At 44.1% G+C, this 15,648-nt stretch carries 13 protein-coding genes and 25 tRNA genes; 33 read left to right on the top strand and 5 right to left on the bottom strand.

The genetic code is table 11. From position 1 onward, the window contains the following. Positions 1-238: 238 nt before the first annotated feature. A tRNA-Glu gene (locus tag V7K41_RS16450) sits at positions 239-311 on the top strand. Between the two features lie 94 nt (positions 312-405). Here V7K41_RS16450 and V7K41_RS16445 read toward each other — a convergent pair. From V7K41_RS16445 to V7K41_RS16435, 3 genes are all read right to left on the bottom strand, one after another. After that, positions 406-993 carry an SRPBCC family protein gene (locus V7K41_RS16445; protein ID WP_334849752.1) on the bottom strand — a complete coding sequence of 196 codons (588 nt, stop codon included), beginning with the start codon at positions 991-993 and terminating at the stop codon, positions 406-408. A gap of 8 nt (positions 994-1,001) precedes the next feature. Next, a complete protein-coding gene (locus tag V7K41_RS16440; protein ID WP_334849750.1) occupies positions 1,002-3,050 on the bottom strand; it encodes a GAF domain-containing sensor histidine kinase in 2,049 nt (682 codons plus the stop codon). Between the two features lie 827 nt (positions 3,051-3,877). Then, positions 3,878-4,213 (bottom strand): hypothetical protein, encoded by a 336-nt coding sequence (locus V7K41_RS16435; protein ID WP_094347436.1) that lies wholly within the window; start codon positions 4,211-4,213, stop codon positions 3,878-3,880. Positions 4,214-4,284: 71 nt separating this feature from the next. Here V7K41_RS16435 and V7K41_RS16430 point away from each other — a divergent pair, with 71 nt between their 5' ends. From V7K41_RS16430 to V7K41_RS16420, 3 genes are all read left to right on the top strand, one after another. Beyond that, positions 4,285-4,536 (top strand): hypothetical protein, encoded by a 252-nt coding sequence (locus V7K41_RS16430; RefSeq protein WP_334849748.1) that lies wholly within the window; start codon positions 4,285-4,287, stop codon positions 4,534-4,536. Between the two features lie 114 nt (positions 4,537-4,650). Next, complete coding sequence (locus tag V7K41_RS16425; protein ID WP_322695765.1) at positions 4,651-5,157, top strand: HNH endonuclease; 507 nt, start codon at positions 4,651-4,653, stop codon at positions 5,155-5,157. A 16-nt stretch (positions 5,158-5,173) separates the two neighbouring features. Then, complete coding sequence (locus tag V7K41_RS16420; protein WP_334849746.1) at positions 5,174-5,563, top strand: alr0857 family protein; 390 nt, start codon at positions 5,174-5,176, stop codon at positions 5,561-5,563. Positions 5,564-5,597: 34 nt separating this feature from the next. On the opposite strand, the gene V7K41_RS16415 is transcribed toward V7K41_RS16420, so the two are convergent. Continuing rightward, positions 5,598-6,446 (bottom strand): polysaccharide deacetylase family protein, encoded by an 849-nt coding sequence (locus tag V7K41_RS16415; protein ID WP_334849745.1) that lies wholly within the window; start codon positions 6,444-6,446, stop codon positions 5,598-5,600. Between the two features lie 195 nt (positions 6,447-6,641). Between V7K41_RS16415 and V7K41_RS16410 the strand changes: the two genes are divergently transcribed. The 25 genes from V7K41_RS16410 (at position 6,642) to V7K41_RS16290 (ending at position 9,899) form a co-directional block, all read left to right on the top strand. Next, positions 6,642-6,836 (top strand): hypothetical protein, encoded by a 195-nt coding sequence (locus tag V7K41_RS16410; RefSeq protein ID WP_334849743.1) that lies wholly within the window; start codon positions 6,642-6,644, stop codon positions 6,834-6,836. 117 nt (positions 6,837-6,953) lie between these two features. After that, a tRNA-Asp gene (locus tag V7K41_RS16405) sits at positions 6,954-7,027 on the top strand. Positions 7,028-7,031: 4 nt separating this feature from the next. After that, positions 7,032-7,152: transfer RNA gene (locus tag V7K41_RS16400), tRNA-OTHER, on the top strand. 3 nt (positions 7,153-7,155) lie between these two features. Further along, positions 7,156-7,229: transfer RNA gene (locus V7K41_RS16395), tRNA-Cys, on the top strand. Positions 7,230-7,239: 10 nt separating this feature from the next. After that, positions 7,240-7,315 (top strand) — tRNA-Met (locus V7K41_RS16390). 3 nt (positions 7,316-7,318) lie between these two features. Then, positions 7,319-7,390, top strand: a tRNA-Trp gene (locus V7K41_RS16385). Positions 7,391-7,455: 65 nt separating this feature from the next. Further along, a tRNA-Glu gene (locus V7K41_RS16380) sits at positions 7,456-7,526 on the top strand. 7 nt (positions 7,527-7,533) lie between these two features. Next, positions 7,534-7,616 (top strand) — tRNA-Tyr (locus V7K41_RS16375). 4 nt (positions 7,617-7,620) lie between these two features. Next, positions 7,621-7,712: transfer RNA gene (locus tag V7K41_RS16370), tRNA-Ser, on the top strand. Positions 7,713-7,716: 4 nt separating this feature from the next. Next, a tRNA-Arg gene (locus V7K41_RS16365) sits at positions 7,717-7,791 on the top strand. 21 nt (positions 7,792-7,812) lie between these two features. Continuing rightward, positions 7,813-7,887 (top strand) — tRNA-Phe (locus V7K41_RS16360). A gap of 6 nt (positions 7,888-7,893) precedes the next feature. After that, positions 7,894-7,968 (top strand) — tRNA-Asn (locus tag V7K41_RS16355). A gap of 5 nt (positions 7,969-7,973) precedes the next feature. Further along, a tRNA-Gln gene (locus tag V7K41_RS16350) sits at positions 7,974-8,046 on the top strand. A gap of 3 nt (positions 8,047-8,049) precedes the next feature. Next, positions 8,050-8,125 (top strand) — tRNA-Gln (locus V7K41_RS16345). 6 nt (positions 8,126-8,131) lie between these two features. Next, positions 8,132-8,208, top strand: a tRNA-Leu gene (locus V7K41_RS16340). Between the two features lie 6 nt (positions 8,209-8,214). After that, positions 8,215-8,292 (top strand) — tRNA-Leu (locus V7K41_RS16335). Further along, positions 8,293-8,365: transfer RNA gene (locus V7K41_RS16330), tRNA-Pro, on the top strand. It begins immediately after the preceding tRNA gene. Between the two features lie 3 nt (positions 8,366-8,368). After that, positions 8,369-8,442, top strand: a tRNA-Leu gene (locus V7K41_RS16325). 89 nt (positions 8,443-8,531) lie between these two features. Beyond that, positions 8,532-8,604 (top strand) — tRNA-Pro (locus tag V7K41_RS16320). A gap of 4 nt (positions 8,605-8,608) precedes the next feature. After that, positions 8,609-8,681 (top strand) — tRNA-Leu (locus V7K41_RS16315). A gap of 10 nt (positions 8,682-8,691) precedes the next feature. Next, positions 8,692-8,768: transfer RNA gene (locus V7K41_RS16310), tRNA-Met, on the top strand. Positions 8,769-8,776: 8 nt separating this feature from the next. Next, positions 8,777-8,849: transfer RNA gene (locus V7K41_RS16305), tRNA-Thr, on the top strand. 103 nt (positions 8,850-8,952) lie between these two features. After that, positions 8,953-9,025 (top strand) — tRNA-Gly (locus tag V7K41_RS16300). A gap of 139 nt (positions 9,026-9,164) precedes the next feature. Beyond that, positions 9,165-9,665, top strand: a complete 501-nt coding sequence (locus V7K41_RS16295; RefSeq protein WP_334849741.1) for a hypothetical protein — start codon at positions 9,165-9,167, stop codon at positions 9,663-9,665. A 163-nt stretch (positions 9,666-9,828) separates the two neighbouring features. Next, positions 9,829-9,899, top strand: a tRNA-Lys gene (locus V7K41_RS16290). Between the two features lie 94 nt (positions 9,900-9,993). On the opposite strand, the gene V7K41_RS16285 is transcribed toward V7K41_RS16290, so the two are convergent. Next, positions 9,994-11,082 carry a glycoside hydrolase family 3 protein gene (locus tag V7K41_RS16285; RefSeq protein WP_334849739.1) on the bottom strand — a complete coding sequence of 363 codons (1,089 nt, stop codon included), beginning with the start codon at positions 11,080-11,082 and terminating at the stop codon, positions 9,994-9,996. Between the two features lie 445 nt (positions 11,083-11,527). On the opposite strand from V7K41_RS16285, the gene pds reads away from it, so the two are divergent. From pds to V7K41_RS16265, 4 genes are all read left to right on the top strand, one after another. Further along, positions 11,528-12,967, top strand: coding sequence for a 15-cis-phytoene desaturase (gene pds, locus V7K41_RS16280; RefSeq protein ID WP_334849737.1), 1,440 nt, complete (start codon positions 11,528-11,530; stop codon positions 12,965-12,967). Further along, a complete protein-coding gene (crtB, locus tag V7K41_RS16275) occupies positions 12,951-13,883 on the top strand; it encodes a 15-cis-phytoene synthase CrtB (RefSeq protein ID WP_334849735.1) in 933 nt (310 codons plus the stop codon). The genes pds and crtB overlap by 17 nt, the downstream gene beginning before the upstream one ends. Before the next feature lie 132 nt (positions 13,884-14,015). Then, a tRNA-Ser gene (locus V7K41_RS16270) sits at positions 14,016-14,107 on the top strand. Between the two features lie 192 nt (positions 14,108-14,299). Next, entirely contained in the window at positions 14,300-15,622 is a 1,323-nt protein-coding gene (locus tag V7K41_RS16265) for an ABC transporter substrate-binding protein (RefSeq protein WP_334849733.1), read from the top strand. Positions 15,623-15,648: the final 26 nt, after the last annotated feature.

Here is a 15,648-nt window from a genome sequence, read left to right as displayed (position 1 = left end):
CCTTGCTGTCTTCAGCGTTTTTTAGATATGTGTATACCCCGAAATTCCCCATACCCAACGCTGACGCACCCTGCGCCTTTTCGCAGAAGCATCTACGGACTTTTTTATCTGTCTCCATATCTTTGTATCCTCTTCGAGCTTTTGCTTCCACCCAGTTTAGCTGCCAGAAACTTTTTTTGGCAAAACCTGTTGACAACGGCAAGGAAATTGGTTAACTTATAAAAGGTCTGAGTCCAATGCCCCCATCGTCTAGAGGCCTAGGACACCTCCCTTTCACGGAGGTAACGGGGATTCGAATTCCCCTGGGGGTACTTAAAAACAATAAAAAGCAAAAGCTTTTTTGTTTGAAATCTAGCAATAAAAACCATCATCCAGGAATACAGCTGAATGATGGTTTAATTGTTATTATGCATACGGTTCTTTGCTGGCTAGTTCTTCTACACGTTGGTGAATAGCCAAAAGATTTAACCGCAAATCTTTGCTCAGGCGATTTTCAATAATTCCCACTGGCATAGTGAGTTTAGGCCAAACTTGAATTGTGTAGGACAGATTTGTTCCTAGATACTCACCGAAAGAATAAGGCTCTAAGCACCAGCTACCAGAAAAGCCTTTAAAATCTCCCTCTACCATGCGGAAATTAATTGCTTTGGGGAAGCATTCTTCCAAATCTAGAACTACCCGCGCACAAAAGTTGAAATTCAGTAAGCGTTGGGAGCCTACTTGCTCCAGTCGAATCCCACCATTGGGATGCTCGATTAGATCACTCTTGGCAAGATTGGGGATGAAGTCAGGTAAGGCTTCATAATTTGTCAGAACCTTCCAGATTTGCTCCACTGGGTGGGGAATTTGGACTTTAGCACTGATTTGCCGCTGTCGCTCTGCTATTTTCTCAATTTGAACTTCTACCTGAGCAGGCAAATCCCCTTCTAGGTTGGTGTCATCAGTGGGAGACTGCAAATTAGGGTTCTCTGTTGTGTTCTGTTTTTTAGTCACTTTCAGAATTATGGTTTGCTTTCGTCAGAAAATTGGGGCAGAGTCAGGATGAAGCAAATTTCGCTCTGTTCAGAATCCGAAATTGGGAGACTTTCAACAGCGATCGCTCCATTTAGATGCTGCACTAAAGACTTGACTAAAGCAAGTCCCAAGCCAGTCCCTGGAGTCCAACGCCCTTTTCCACGACGGAACTTATCAAAGATGTAGGTCGCTTCTTCTTCTGAGATGGCACGTCCTGTATTCGTCACCTTCATGATAACTTGATCGATTTGTCGATCGACTTGGTGAACAGCTTCAAGGCGGACTATTGTATCAGGCTCTGAGTATTTACAGGCATTCGTTAATAATTCTTGCAGGATGCGGTCAAAGCTCTCCAGTTCAGTTTGTAGTTTGAGCGATTCCTCCGGCAAATCTACAGAAATCTTTAATCCTTTTTCCGCAAGTTTTTTCTCAAAAGATGCTGCTATATCCTGAATTCTAGTATTTAAATTTATAGATTCTAATTGCGGGGCTTCGTGAGGCGACTCTAGCTTTTGGAGGGTCAACAAGTCATTAATCAAGTTGATTTCCTTTGAACATTCCTGCTCAAGAATATCTAAATATTTACCCTGACGCTCTGGTGCTATTCCTGGCAAACGCAAGTTTTTTATTGACATCAGCATATTTGTCAAGGGGTAGCGTAGGCGATCGCTCATGTTACTCAAAAATTCATCTTTGAGTTCATTCAGTTTCCGTAGCTGCTCAACATACTGCCGTGTTCTTTCATGCAATTTTGCCTGGAGTTCCAGACTACTCTGGAGTTTTGCCGTCCGTTCATCTACCAAAGTTTGCACTTGGCGCAATGTCTGTGACTGAATTATGGCGTTACTCACTTGAGCGCAAACCATTTCCACAAGATTTAATTCTGCTGGTTGCCAATTGCGAATCACAGATTGCTGTAGCACCAAGAATCCTAAAATTTTACCTTGACTCTCCAATGGCACTAAAAGTACCGCAGGTAATTCTTCTATTGCAAATAATGGAGTAGCTGTCAAGGTATCGTTTTGGTCTGTATAGTCATCGAAGATTACTGGTTTTCCAGAATCCATGAAGGCACGCTGGCATAAACCACAGTCTGAAATAAAGAAAGACTCAGCTAAGGTATCTAGTTTATTAGTGCCAGAATTTTGTGTTTCTCTAGCCCATTCAGCAATTACATTAGCTTTCGCTTTGGGGATTTGTTTTTTAGCTTGAGTCTTAAATAGTGGATCTGTATATTTCAGTAATATGAGCAAACCCCGATCTGCCTGTAGAGATTCGGCTGTCGAGGCGATAACTAACTGGAGCATTTGATTCAGCTCCAAGTTGCTACGACTCAATAAGGTTAATTGCTTGATCAAGCTTTGATGCTGCTTGCTTTTTTCCAGGGACTGCTCTTGATGAGTAATTTGTTGAGCTTGTGCTACTCCAGAAAAAGCGATCGCGCAAGCCGACTCAACTTCTTTGAGCAATTGTTTTTCTGATTCACTCCATTCATAAGGTTGGAATTTAATCAGATTAATCACTCCATTATTATTGCCACCAAACCGAGTCGGAATTGCCAAAACCGCTTTTATCGGTAGTGGTAAATATTGACACCCAACTACTAGACTGTTCTGAATTATGGAAATGTCTTCAATAGTCAATGGTTGGGCAGCACATTGCAGCACTGGCGAGTGCATAAGTAACTGTTCCATCGAAAACATTTCTTCTGGGTGTGGCAACCCTAGAAACTCATCAGCACACCAATTAGTAGTAATTGCTTCGTCTGATGTTTCATCCGCCACAGAAACCAAGCAGCAGCAATCTACTTGAAAAGCAACTCCTAGCAATTGAGCAATCTCTTGCAGCATCAAAGCCGTAGCCGAGCTATTAGCAATGATTTGGTTAATCTTTCGTACCAACTCGCGGGCAGGTTCTTCCTGATGCTGCATCAGCTTGACTTGGTAAGGTTGTAGTCGGTCTATGTCATCTACGTAATGTGGCGGCGATGATAAAGGCTTTTTCATTTCTGGCACGCCCTCGGATAATAACCCCATTGTTCTTGCACCCAACCTCTTGGCATATTCTTCACGGTTAGTTGTGTTGCTACACCTTGATAATTAACAAATTTTGTGTGAATACTTTCTCTCACCTGTTATAGCCCTTTTCTATCTCAGATGGCCAAATTTCCACTGCATCAAGCAAATTGCTACATTGGTACATAAGTAATAGAATACTTAAGATATCCTATAAATCCTTAAGTTAGCTTATTTTTAACTGCTCTATCTTGAAATAATTTACTAACTTTATCCTGTCTGTAAGTATACATAAACCGTAATTTCTCTGGAATTACAGCAAAATTCACCTTTTGAGGGCGTAAAATTACGTAACTTGTTTTATAAAGCTTTATTACATTTATTGGAAAAATTAGTAGGTTTAACAAGCTACTCTTTGATCTCCGTAACTCTCAGTAAAACATCAATAAAAGTAAAGGAAACGCGAGGAGGTTGCTCTTGCGGTGTAGGCTTCTCTTCTCTACAAGAGGCTGCACTAACGCGACACACTCGTATTCAGACCTACACTGATAGCGTAACTGTGGTAGCGAGTTCGTGAGCGTCTTGCTCTCAAACTGTGGCAGAAATTTGGAGTAGAGCTTAAATTTAAATAAATTCTTGCTGACCAGAGGTTGCGGCAGTTCTGGCTAAATTTTGAATGCAGCCCAGTTATTAGTAAAAATAACTAGGCTGCATTCGTCTGAATATAAAACTAAACACATCTATTTTGAAAACTATATTTTTTAAAGTAGTAAGAGCATTTTGTCCTCCCTGCTGGTAGTAGCGGGCTTTTCGGCCCGCCCTACTCCAGGTTTCAAAATGGACGAGGTTTATCCAGCCAAGCTCTCGACACTCAGAGGAACCATATCGCCATTCCTCGTCAGTCCTAGCAACATCGGTTCTTGGGGTTGAATTAGTTGACCTGTAAGTACACAGCGTTCTTCTTGCTGAGCTGTGGCAGCTATGCTAGCTCGAATGTCGGATCGCGAAAATCGAGGCTTCCACTCACCTGATTTTTGCTGGACATAATTCCAAAGGATATCTCGGATCAGAGCTTGATATCCCTGATTCCCAGCTATTTCTTTGAGTTTATCTTTGAGTTCCCGCTCTAGGCGAATGCTGGTAACTTCCATATCGGTGGTTGGGGTGCGAGCGATCGTATGCATCAGTTTTTCTCCTTAAAGGTATAGACAGGATAGTAATACAAGTGTAGTATGTTTAAAGGAATGTTCAATAGGTGAAATTTTCTGTGAAATCCATTTACCCCATCTCTACTTCAATTTTGTGCGCTACCAATTGTCGAACCAATTGGGAATCAGCTGCTATGGAAGTGGAGTATTTATTTATGGGCGATGGTAGCCGAAATCATGGGCAAATCACAGAAGGTAATGATGATTATAAGTATGTAGGCATTAGTGCACTAATTGCAAAACCACAACTAAATCAAAAAAGCGGGGGGTACAGGCAAAGGAATCCTGTACCGATATGAGACCAGAAAACTTTCCGGTCAATTCTAACCCCCGCTTCACCGAAAACTTGAAGCGGGGGTTTTTTTATAAGGAGTTAAGCTGTGACGATATCTTCCATGCGCGGCGCGAACGCAATGCAAGTGTTAGAGCAATCTGTGGTGGTGTTTTCTCAAAATTACTTGCCACTATGTCGGGTCAATATCAAGCGGGCGATTGTGCTGTTAGTAACCAATAAGGCGCAACCGCTGGGTTTTACCACAGAAAGCGGATGGCAAGTTCACTCACCCAGTTTGGTAATTGATGTGCCAAAACATATTCGTTTGACAATCACTTCTAATGAGCGGATGTGGAAAGTTCCGCCAGTGAATCGGCGGGAAGTATTGCGACGAGACCATCACAGTTGCCAATATTGCGGCAGCGGCAAACATCTAACGCTAGATCATGTGATGCCGCGTTCTAAAGGTGGTTCTCACACTTGGGATAACGTAGTCGCAGCTTGTGAAAGATGTAACTCCCGTAAAGGCGATCGCACCCTGTTTGAAGCTGGTATGCAACTGCGTACCAAACCAAAAGCGCCAATCCACCCCGCGATTTCTTTTGCTGAACAGTTTTGGATAGATATGCAAGCAAACCTGGAATAGCAGGAGAGCATAAGGAATGCTGAAATTAACTTACACTGAAAGCAGTTTTGATTTGGAATGTGTCACTCTGTCGCTAGAAGAATGGGTAGCGCAACGAGTGATTTTAGCCCTGCGAGTTGGGCAAGGTTTGTGCATTGAACCCACTACCGCTTCCTTTTTGCTTCCTGTTGATTTGCCAGGAGTAGAAGTACTTAGGGCTGAGGTAAAAAGAGATGACAGAGAAATCATTGCCCTCTGTGCGTGTGATGCCGAATATATGGAAGTCAGCCTGCGGGGTTCTTGGCTATCAGTTAGTTCTAAAGATTCTGTCGGTGTGTTTGTCACCACTATGAGCGATCGTGCTGAGTTCTTTTTGCAGAAACTTTGGCAGGAAGCTCAATCTTGTGCTTCTGTCATGAGCGAATAAACGAAATAGTCGGGTGAGAAATTCTCCTCACCCTTTATTGCGCCATTTTTAGTAGTTCAGGAATTGTCACAAATCGGTAGCCTTGCTGTTTGAGTCCGCTGATGATTTGTGGCAAAGCTTCTACAGTTCTGTGGCGATCGCCACCACCATCATGCATTAAAACAATGAAACCAGGTTTCGCGCCTTTGAGGACATTATTTACAAATGCCTGGGGTTTGGCGTGAGGATCGGTATCAGCGGAAGTTAACGACCACATAATTACAGCATCTTTCTGGCTTTTGGCGTAAGCGGCTAGTCCGTTATTTAAAAAGCCTCCAGGAGGACGAAACAGAACAGTTTTCACTCCTGTAGTTTTGTATATCAAATCAGCTGTGCGATCGATTTCATTCTTGGCTGTGGCTTCATCCATTCGCCGATACCAATGATGCCAAGTATGGTTGCCAATGGCGTGTCCTTCGGCTACCTCTTGCTTTGCTAGGTCAGGATTTGCTTGTAAGGCTTGTCCTACCCAAAAGAATGTCGCTTTAACATCATTTTGCTTCAAGATATCCAGCATTTCTAGGGTTGTCTTTGGCCAGGGCCCATCATCAATGCTTAGAGCAATAACCTTTTCGTTGCTGCTGGGTTGCACCTTATAAACTGTTTTTCCTTGAAATTTAGCTGGGACTGTAAATGTAGGGTTTTCTACTTTAACTGATGGTGGTAGTTGGGCATTAACTTGGTCCTTTGCTGGAACTTGAACTTGTGCAGCATGGCTTTTGCTTAAAGGCTTGTTCAACCCCAATTGTGGGGAATTACCTGGAGCAATACTACAAGCTGTAATCGTAGAGGCGATCGCGACAAAACTAATTATCTTTTGTCGCTTGAGGTAGTTGTTTATCACGTCAGGCTTTTAAAAACTCACCCAATCATAAACTGTAGTTTAACTTTTAAGAGGTGTGAGCAAGTTCAAATCTAAGTACAGAAGCTTTTCTAGACAATTTCAAAAAAACTTTCTGAAACCCCTTGACACCTCTTGTAGTGTTTTGTAGTATAAATGTAGTGAAGCGAAAGACAAAGCTTCTCAAGGGTGAAAGTCATGTTCTACATACAACTCAAACAGAGGCGCTGGAATCAACCAGAGTCCTCAGTCAAGAAAGCCGCTTCTACTGGTAAACCATATGAAGTAGAGGCAATCAACCAAAAAAGTTTTAAGTTTGCACTTAGCAAAACCACAGAATACATCCGTAATACACAAAAGGCTTGCTACCTAGAATTTCGGTTGTTTTCCTAACAGTTTCTCACAGTAAAAAGTAAACTTTCTGAACCTTGAAAACTAAATAAGAAATGGGCAATTTCACCAAAATTCTGTGCCTAAAAACCTAAAAATTTAGGCACAGATTCAAAAAATCGGGGTGTAGCTCAACTGGCTAGAGCGTTCCGTTGTCTGCGGAAATGTTGCGGGTTCAAGTCCCGTCACCCTGGTTGAAGTCGTGTAGGCGAATAGTTTAAGCCGTCAGTTTACGGCAGTCGCTACAACGGAGGAACCTCCGCAACGCGCTGCCTCCTCAAACTGAAGATTGCGAGTGCGAATCTCGTCGGGACTCCCAAATGGTCAGGTAGCCAAGTGGTCGAAGGCGTTGGTCTGCAAAACCGATTAGCGCGGGTTCAAATCCCGCTCTGACCTCTGGTGCGATCGCAGTGTAACTTAACCAGCAAAGCCCCAGGTTCATACCCTGGTATATGCGGGTGCAAATCCCGCCACTGCTACCAAATGCAGGGATGGTGTAACGGTAACACCTCGCGACTCCAAATCCGATGTTCTAGGTTCAAATCCTAGTCCCTGTGTCAGACAATTTTGGATTTTAGATTTTAGATTAAAAAATTTAAAATCTAAAATTCAGTCAATTAAGCCCTCGTGGACGAATGGTTAAGTCAGTGTTCTTTCAAAACACAGATGCGAGTTCAATTCTCGTCGAGGGAATGATTATGGGTCGGTGGCCGAGTCTGGCTGAAGGCGACAGTCTGTAAAACTGTTCTTTTTTGCACGCAGGTTCAAATCCTGCTCGACCCACTATGGAGAGGTGGCTGAGGGGCTGAAAGCGGCAGATTGCTAATCTGTTGTACGGCAAGCGACTCCGTACCGAGGGTTCAAATCTCTCTCTCTCCGTTTTGAGAGTGTGGTGTAACTGGATAACATCTCAGTCTACGAAACTGAAGACTTGAGGGTTCGATTCCCTCCACTCTCGTTACATCATCTCTTCTTTTATCCCCCGGTAGCTCAGTTGGTAGTTAGCGCCTGTCTGAAGAACAGGAGGTCGTCGGTTCGATTCCGACCTGGGGGGCTTCGTTGCCTCATAGCTCAATGGGAGAGCAAGCGGCTGTTAACCGCGCGGTTGTAGGTTCGAGTCCTACTGAGGCAGCCATTCATTGCCGGGTGGACGAATTGGTAAGTCGCATCGCTCTGAACGATGAGGTTGCAGGTTCAAACCCTGCCCTGGCAATAAAGCCCTGTGGTGTAATTGGCAACATAGCGCCCTTTGAAGGCGAAGATTCCAGGTTCGAGTCCTGGTGGGGCTGCCAAACTTTGCTCTTGTAGCCCAATTGGAAGAGGCTGCCGTTTCAAAAACGGTATGTTGTGGGTTCAATTCCCACCAAGAGTACCAAAACTTACTCCTGTAGCCCAATTGGAAGAGGTGGCAGACTTAAAATCTGTTTGGTTGTGGGTTCGACTCCCACCAGGAGTACCACGGGATGTAATTCAGTGGCCAGAAGCCATGCTTTGGGAGCATGGAGTCGCAGGTTCGAGTCCTGCCGTCCCGATATGCCCCTGTGACGAAACCGATATACGTGCTGGAATCAGAGTCCAGATTTTGCAGGTTCAAATCCTGTCAGGGGTACTAATGCTCTCGTGGCGGAATGGAAGACGCACACTTACCGAGGATCTAGTTTTTTGCAGGTTCAAATCTTGTCGGAAGTACCAAAATATCTGGGTGTAGCGCAGTTAGGAGCACGGGAGTTTCGGGAACTCCAGGTCGCAGGTTCAATCCCTGTCACTCAGATTTTGCCCTTGTAGCCCAACGGAAGAGGCGCTTCGCTTAGAACGAAGAGGTTGCTGGTTCAAATCCAGTCAGGGGTATTGGTGAATATGCGGGGATAGAGCAACGGTGGCTCGTCAGGCTCATAACCTGAACATCAGCAGGTTCGACTCCTGCCCCCGTCACCAAAATTAGTGCTGGTGTAGCTCAATTGGCAGAGCAACTGACTTGTAATCAGTAGGTTGCAGGTTCAATTCCTGTTACCAGCTTGACTAATGCGGGTGTAATGTAACAGCAGAGACGTTTCCACCGTCTTCGTGCGAGTACCCTACGGGGATGTTGCTACAAATCTCGCCGTCCGCTCTGAAACTTGGGAGTGTGATGTAGTTGGTAGCATCTGAGTACGCCATACTCAGTGCGTGGGTTCAAATCCCTCCATCTTCCTCTGTCCATAAAACATTGTCAAATCTACCCAGAGGCGAAGCAAGTGGGGGTCATGGGAAGTAAAAATTGCAAGTGTACGTTCTAATCGCACAGGAAACCGCATAGTCCCTTTTGATTTTGCATCCTGTGATGTTCTTGCTGTGTATATAGAGCCTCTCGACAAAATATGCTTTCTACATTCTTCTGAAGTTGCTGGGAAAAATTATATTGCTTTGAGAGAGACAACAGTACATCAATCTAAACTTCTTTCTATATCAGAGTTAGCTAATCCACAACGTATCTGCCACTCTAATAAGGACATAGCTAAGGACTTAATAGAGGTCAATGAATTAACCGTAGAATCTAGTGATTTGCTTGAGGATATATCAACGAAAGTATTATGCAAAAGGCAGCTAACTCATAAGGATTCTAGTGTGACCTTAATAAATAAAGACAGAGTTTTGCTTAAATCTAGGAAAGTTGAGCGTCCTTCTAAGGAAGATTTAAAAAAGATGATTTGGGAAACTTCTGTTCTTGAGGGGAGTCACAAGTTTGGAGTGTCTGACGTTGCAATAGCTAAGTGGTGCAAAAAATACGGTATTCCTAGACCTCCAAGGGGTTACTGGGCTAAGAAAAATCAGTCTAGAAATTCCACAGTGTAGATTTAGCAATCTTTTCCACCTGAAGCCGAAAAGCGAGGCACTGTGCTGATAACACAGAAATAGGAGGGGCAGTACCTCCCTGGTGGATTTATATCTAGTGTTGGTGTAAGGCTTGCGATGTAAAAAATATGCGATCGCACCGACTCATTTCTTTATTTAACTAGGGTGGTTGGCATACCGGCTGTGCAGCGGGCTTTTAACCCGCAGAAATTGGTTCGACCCCTATACCACCCACTAAAGAATTCAAAATTCAAAATTCAAAATTAAGAAATGCAATCTTAGTTAGCCTTTTGGCAATTGCTAATATGCAATTTGAATGCACGTTGGGTTATGAGTAGCAACTAGCGATCGCTAGTTGAGCATGTTGCGATAATACATCTTTATCCAAAGCATGTATGGGATATTGCGGTGTTACTGCCAGTAGTTTCTCAATTCTTTCTCTAGCTGCTTCTACCACTGCTTCATCTAAGCTACCGTTACTGAGCGAATCAGCAAAATCTTCAGCAATCCGATAAGTTCTTTCAATAGATGATGAATTAATATTACGCGACACAATAAACAGATCGCAGCCTGCATTAAATGACCGCGCCACAGTACCAGCTTTCATAAACATATCTGAGATCGCTTTCATATCCAAATCATCAGATACAACCACTCCCTCAAAGCCAAGTTCCTCTCTAAGTATGGTTTTGAGGATAGCCTGGGAAAGGGTTGCTGGCACATCAGGATCTATTTTGGGAAATAAGATATGGACAGTCATAATCAAAGGAATCTGGACTTCAATTAGGGCTTTGAAGGGTATAAGTTCTCGAAGTCGCAGGTCTTCTAGAGTTAAATTCAGTATTGGTAGCTCAATGTGAGAGTCCTTGCTGGTGTCTCCATGTCCGGGGAAGTGTTTAGCGCATCCCAAAATTCCTGAATCTCGAAGTCCAAGGTAATAGTCACAAGCACCTTGAGTAGCAGTTTCGGGAGTGTTACCAAAGGCGCGAGGCCCAATCACGGGGTTGTCGGGATGGGAAAAAATATCGGCTACTGGTGCCCAAGATAAATTGATTCCCAATGATTTTAGTTCTACCGCTGTGGCTTTTGCTACTTCATAAGCGTGCGATCGCAGCAATAAGGCATGAGGAAAGCGGGTAATTGGTGGTGGTGTACGAATTACACGACCTCCTTCATGATCGAGAGTGATGAACATGGAATCACGTTCAGTGTATTCTCGTATCTGCCTGTTTAAATCTTTGAAGCTTTCCAGCCAAACCTGATATCGGGTGCCATCCAAAAAGTTCTTAGCAAAAAATATCGCCCCAATCGGCTTTAATTCATTGAGTGCGCGTTTATCGTCATCGCTTAATGTAGTACTGGAAATACCTAGAATCAGGTGATGTCCAAAGCGCCTTAGCTCCTGCGATACACTCATAATCTTTTACCTATAAGTTGTGAGGTAAACAACTGGGTTGTTCAACCTAGAGGACATAAACATTTATCCTACACCCTTATAGAGAGAGCAAAGTTTTCAAAGTAGTCCTTAAGCAATACCCTAGATATTTTTTCATACTAAATACACAAATTAGCAAAGAAATCAACTACTTTAAGATTACTTTTGAAATTAGCTATTTTCAGTCAAAGGAAATACTTTTGTTTCTCGAAATCACTTGCATGTAAATATAGATAAAGTGCACGCTGCAAAGCTATTGCCAATAATGATATTGGTAATTTATTTGGGTAGGTGTGTGTAGGTAAAATTCCCTTTGGCAAAAGTTTTTTGGGGAAGCGATCGCACAATAACTGCCAAATGTAACAGATTGCAACGTATAATGAGAACGACAAAACCATTAAGAAATATTGAAGGGCATTAGGGTTAAATGCGAGTAGCGATCGCGGGTGCTGGTTTAGCAGGACTTTCCTGCGCAAAATATCTCACAGACGCAGGTCACACTCCTATTGTCTTGGAAAGCCGGGACGTACTGGGTGGTCTTGTTGCGGCGTGGAAAGACTCTGACGGCGACTGGTACGAAACCGGGTTACACGCCTTCTTTGGGGCATACCCCAATATGCTTCAATTGCTTAAGGAGTTGGGCATTGAAGACAGACTCCAGTGGAAACAGCATACGCTGATTTTCAATCAACCGGACAAGCCTGGGACACTATCACGTTTTGATGTTCCAGATATTCCATCTCCTTTCAACGTGATTGCATCGATTCTTCGCAACAAAGACATGTTGACTTGGGAGCAGAAGATTCGGTTTGCAATTGGCCTACTTCCAGCAGTGGTTCGGGGTCAGAAGTATGTTGAAGACATGGACAAGTACAGCTTCTTAGAGTGGTTAAAGAGGCAAGGTGTTGATGAGCGAGTAACTAGTGACGTTTTTATAGCTGCATGTAAAGCGCTCACATTTATCAATCCTGATGAAGTTTCTGCAACGATCCTATTAACTGCACTGAATCGCTTTCTGCAAGAACGATATGGTTCCAAGATTGCATTTTTAGATGGTTCTCCCACAGAACGGCTATGCAGACCTATCGTAGATTACATTACAGAACGCTGTGGAGAAGTGCGGTTGAATGCCCCGTTGAAAGAGATTTTACTGAACACTGATGGCACGGTGAAAGGATACTTGATTCGAGGGTTAAATGGGGCAGAAGATGAAGTTTTCACGGCTGATGTGTATGTATCTGCCATATCGGTTGACCCGTTAAAGGTAATCTTGCCTAAACCTTGGAAGCAAATGGAGTTTTTCAAGAAGCTAGAAGGCTTAGAAGGAGTACCAGTGATTAACCTGCATCTGTGGTTTGACCGGAAACTTACAGAAATTGATCACTTACTTTTTTCGCGATCGCCCCTCCTAAGCGTTTATGCTGATATGAGCAATACCTGCCGTGAATACGCCAACCCCAATCGCTCGATGCTGGAATTAGTTCTAGCTCCGGCAAAAGATTGGATTGCCAAATCTGATGAGGAGATTGTGGCTGCAACGATTGCTGAATTGGAAAAACTCTTCCCCGACCACTTTGGGGGAGACAATCCAGCAACATTGCTGAAATCTCATGTGGTGAAAACGCCGCGTTCAGTTTACAAAGCGACCCCAGGTCGTCAACAGTACCGTCCCGCACAAGTTACGCCCATTGCCAACTTCTATCTCGCCGGAAGTTATACCATGCAACGCTACTTAGGCAGTATGGAAGGTGCCGTACTTTCTGGTAAGCTGACAGCGCAGGCAATTTCTGAGGCCTTCCCGGTAGCAAATTCCTCAAACCTGCAAACGCTCACCCGACCGCCCGCAACGAATGCTGCAACTGCCTGATTCCCCGCCGCGCATGAAAACGCTGGTCTCTGTAGACGAGTCATACAAACTTTGTCGGCATCTCACAGCAAAGTATGCCAAGACTTTTTACCTGGGTACTTTGCTGATGAGTCCGGTAAAACGTCAATCTATTTGGTCAATTTATGCTTGGTGTCGCCGTACAGATGAATTGGTGGATGGTCCTGCATCTGCTATTACCACGCCAGAAACCCTAGACCTATGGGAACAGCAGCTGGAATCGATTTTTGCGGGACGCCCATTAGAAAATTACGATGTAGCTTTAGTTGATACTCTCCAGCGCTTTCCGATGGACATTCAGCCATTTCGGGATATGATTGCCGGTCAGCGCATGGACTTATATCGCAGTCGTTATGAAACCTTTGAGGAGTTATACCTCTACTGTTACCGTGTAGCTGGCACTGTTGGCTTAATGTCAACAGCAGTTATGGGTGTGGATAACACCATATATGCAGCACCGTGGCAGCAAAACATCCAACCTTATATTCCCACAGAAGAAGCGATCGCTCTGGGAATTGCCAATCAACTCACCAACATCCTGCGGGATGTGGGAGAAGATGCCAAACGGGGACGGATCTACATTCCTCTTGAGGACTTGGCAAAATTCAACTATACCGAGCAAGACTTCTTCAACGGTGTGGTTGATGAGCGTTGGCGGGCATTGATGCGCTTTCAAATTGACCGCGCCCGCCAATTTTACACTACATCAGACCGGGGAATTACTTATTTAGCATCCGATGCCCGTTGGCCTGTGTGGGCAGCATCAATGCTGTACGGTCAAATTTTGGAGGCGATTGAACGCAACGCTTACGATGTATTCAGTCAGCGGGCTTTTGTTCCCCAGTGGAAAAAGTTACGCACCTTGCCCATAGCTTGGATGCGATCGCAAGTCCTTTAAAAAATTAGTCATTTGTCCCTAGTCCTTAGTCCTCTGTATTTTATAAAAAACCAATGACAAATGACAAATGACAAATGACAAATGACTATTGACTCTTCCCACAAACCTGCTATCATTATTATTTGTGAGTCAGGAGAGGTGGCTGAGTGGTCGAAAGCGGCAGATTGCTAATCTGTTGTACGGCAGGCAACTCCGTACCGAGGGTTCGAATCCCTCCCTCTCCGTTTTTCAGTCTTTGATACACGGAGTATATTCTGTGTAGAAAAATAAATATTAATGCCGGGTAAATACTCCTACTCCCAAAGATGGATGATATGATTTATCCTTTGAAGTCTTGATAAGATCCACCTAAGTTACAAATCTAGTTCGGATTTTGTTTTTAGGCTCCTAAGTATTTTGAGGAGTGAGAGTAACTTATGAAAAAAATTAGTACCGCCTTAGCCTTCAGTATAGCTACCCTAGCAACTGGATTTCTAGTTGGGGCTTGTGGTGATAGCAGTACCCCCAACGGTACAGCGAATAACGCAAGTACTGCTACCCCAGCGGCAAACTCAACTACTACAAGCAGTGCTAAAGGACTAAAAATTGGTTCCCTGCTACCGACAACAGGCGACTTGGCTTCTGTAGGACAGCAGATGCTAGGTTCTGTCCCTTTACTTGTCGATACGGTCAACGCTTGCGGTGGGGTAAATGGCGAACCTGTTACCTTGGTACAAGTAGACGACCAAACTGACCCCAGAGCGGGTGCAGCAGGTATGACTAAACTAGCAACTTTAGATAAAGTAGCAGGTGTTGTTGGTTCCTTTGCCAGTAGCGTTTCTAGTGCAGCAGTCTCCATTGCCACACCAAATAAAGTCATGCTGGTTTCCCCTGGTAGTACCAGTCCTGTATTTACCGAAAAGGCTCAAAAAGGCGACTATAAAGGCTTTTGGGCACGTACAGCTCCCCCCGATACATACCAAGCACTAGCTTTAGCCCAACTTGCTAGAAAAAAAGGTTTCAAGCGAGTTTCAACAGTCGTAATTAATAATGACTATGGCGTAGGGTTTGAAAAAGCATTCGTGCAAACTTTTGAAAAATTGGGTGGAACTATAGTTAATAAAGATAAGCCTGTCCGCTACGATCCAAAAGCCCAAACATTTGATACAGAAGCGGCTGCTGCTTTTGCTGGTAAGCCAGATGCAGTTCTGGCTGTACTCTATGCGGAAACTGGTAGTCTGTTCCTGAAAGCCGCCTATCAGCAAGGTGTGGCGAAGGGAGTACAGATTCTGCTGACAGATGGGGTAAAATCACCAACTTTTCCCGAACAAGTTGGCAAAGGCGGTGATGGTAAATATATTTTAACAGGAGCGATCGGTACAGTACCGGGTTCCGATGGTAAAGCATTAGAAGCTTTCAACAAGCTGTGGAAGGATAAAAAGGGTGGTGCACCAGGCGAATACGCTCCTCAAGCTTGGGATGCGACTGCTTTATTGACATTGGCGGCGCAAGCTGCTAAAGAAAATACAGGCGTTGGCATAGCCAGCAAAATCCGGGAAGTTGCTGATGGGCCTGGCACAGAAGTTACTGATGTCTGCGAGGGGCTGAAGTTACTTAAAGATGGTAAAAAGATAAACTACCAAGGAGCCAGCGGCAACGTAGATGTCGATGCTAACGGCGATGTCGTTGGTGTATACGATGTTTGGACAGTAGGAGATGATGGCACAATCAAGGTGATTGACAAAGTTACCCCTAAATAAAAACTAAGGAGTTATGAGTTATAAAT

This window comes from Nostoc sp. (assembly GCF_036917415.1).
GTDB lineage: Bacteria > Cyanobacteriota > Cyanobacteriia > Cyanobacteriales > Nostocaceae > Nostoc.
The sequence above is the reverse complement of the archived record's forward strand: the minus strand, read 5'-3'. Positions and strand labels throughout refer to the sequence as shown.

What these genes read in the sequence shown, in the direction of transcription:
- V7K41_RS16440 (WP_334849750.1), bottom strand. Translation starts at nt 3,050, where the DNA reads ATGGGGTTATTATCCGAGGGCGTGCCAGAAATGAAAAAGCCTTTATCA.
- V7K41_RS16435 (WP_094347436.1), bottom strand. Translation starts at nt 4,213, where the DNA reads ATGCATACGATCGCTCGCACCCCAACCACCGATATGGAAGTTACCAGC.
- V7K41_RS16425 (WP_322695765.1), top strand. Translation starts at nt 4,651, where the DNA reads ATGCAAGTGTTAGAGCAATCTGTGGTGGTGTTTTCTCAAAATTACTTG.
- V7K41_RS16420 (WP_334849746.1), top strand. Translation starts at nt 5,174, where the DNA reads ATGCTGAAATTAACTTACACTGAAAGCAGTTTTGATTTGGAATGTGTC.
- V7K41_RS16410 (WP_334849743.1), top strand. Translation starts at nt 6,642, where the DNA reads ATGTTCTACATACAACTCAAACAGAGGCGCTGGAATCAACCAGAGTCC.
- V7K41_RS16285 (WP_334849739.1), bottom strand. Translation starts at nt 11,082, where the DNA reads ATGAGTGTATCGCAGGAGCTAAGGCGCTTTGGACATCACCTGATTCTA.
- pds (WP_334849737.1), top strand. Translation starts at nt 11,528, where the DNA reads ATGCGAGTAGCGATCGCGGGTGCTGGTTTAGCAGGACTTTCCTGCGCA.
- crtB (WP_334849735.1), top strand. Translation starts at nt 12,951, where the DNA reads ATGCTGCAACTGCCTGATTCCCCGCCGCGCATGAAAACGCTGGTCTCT.
- V7K41_RS16265 (WP_334849733.1), top strand. Translation starts at nt 14,300, where the DNA reads ATGAAAAAAATTAGTACCGCCTTAGCCTTCAGTATAGCTACCCTAGCA.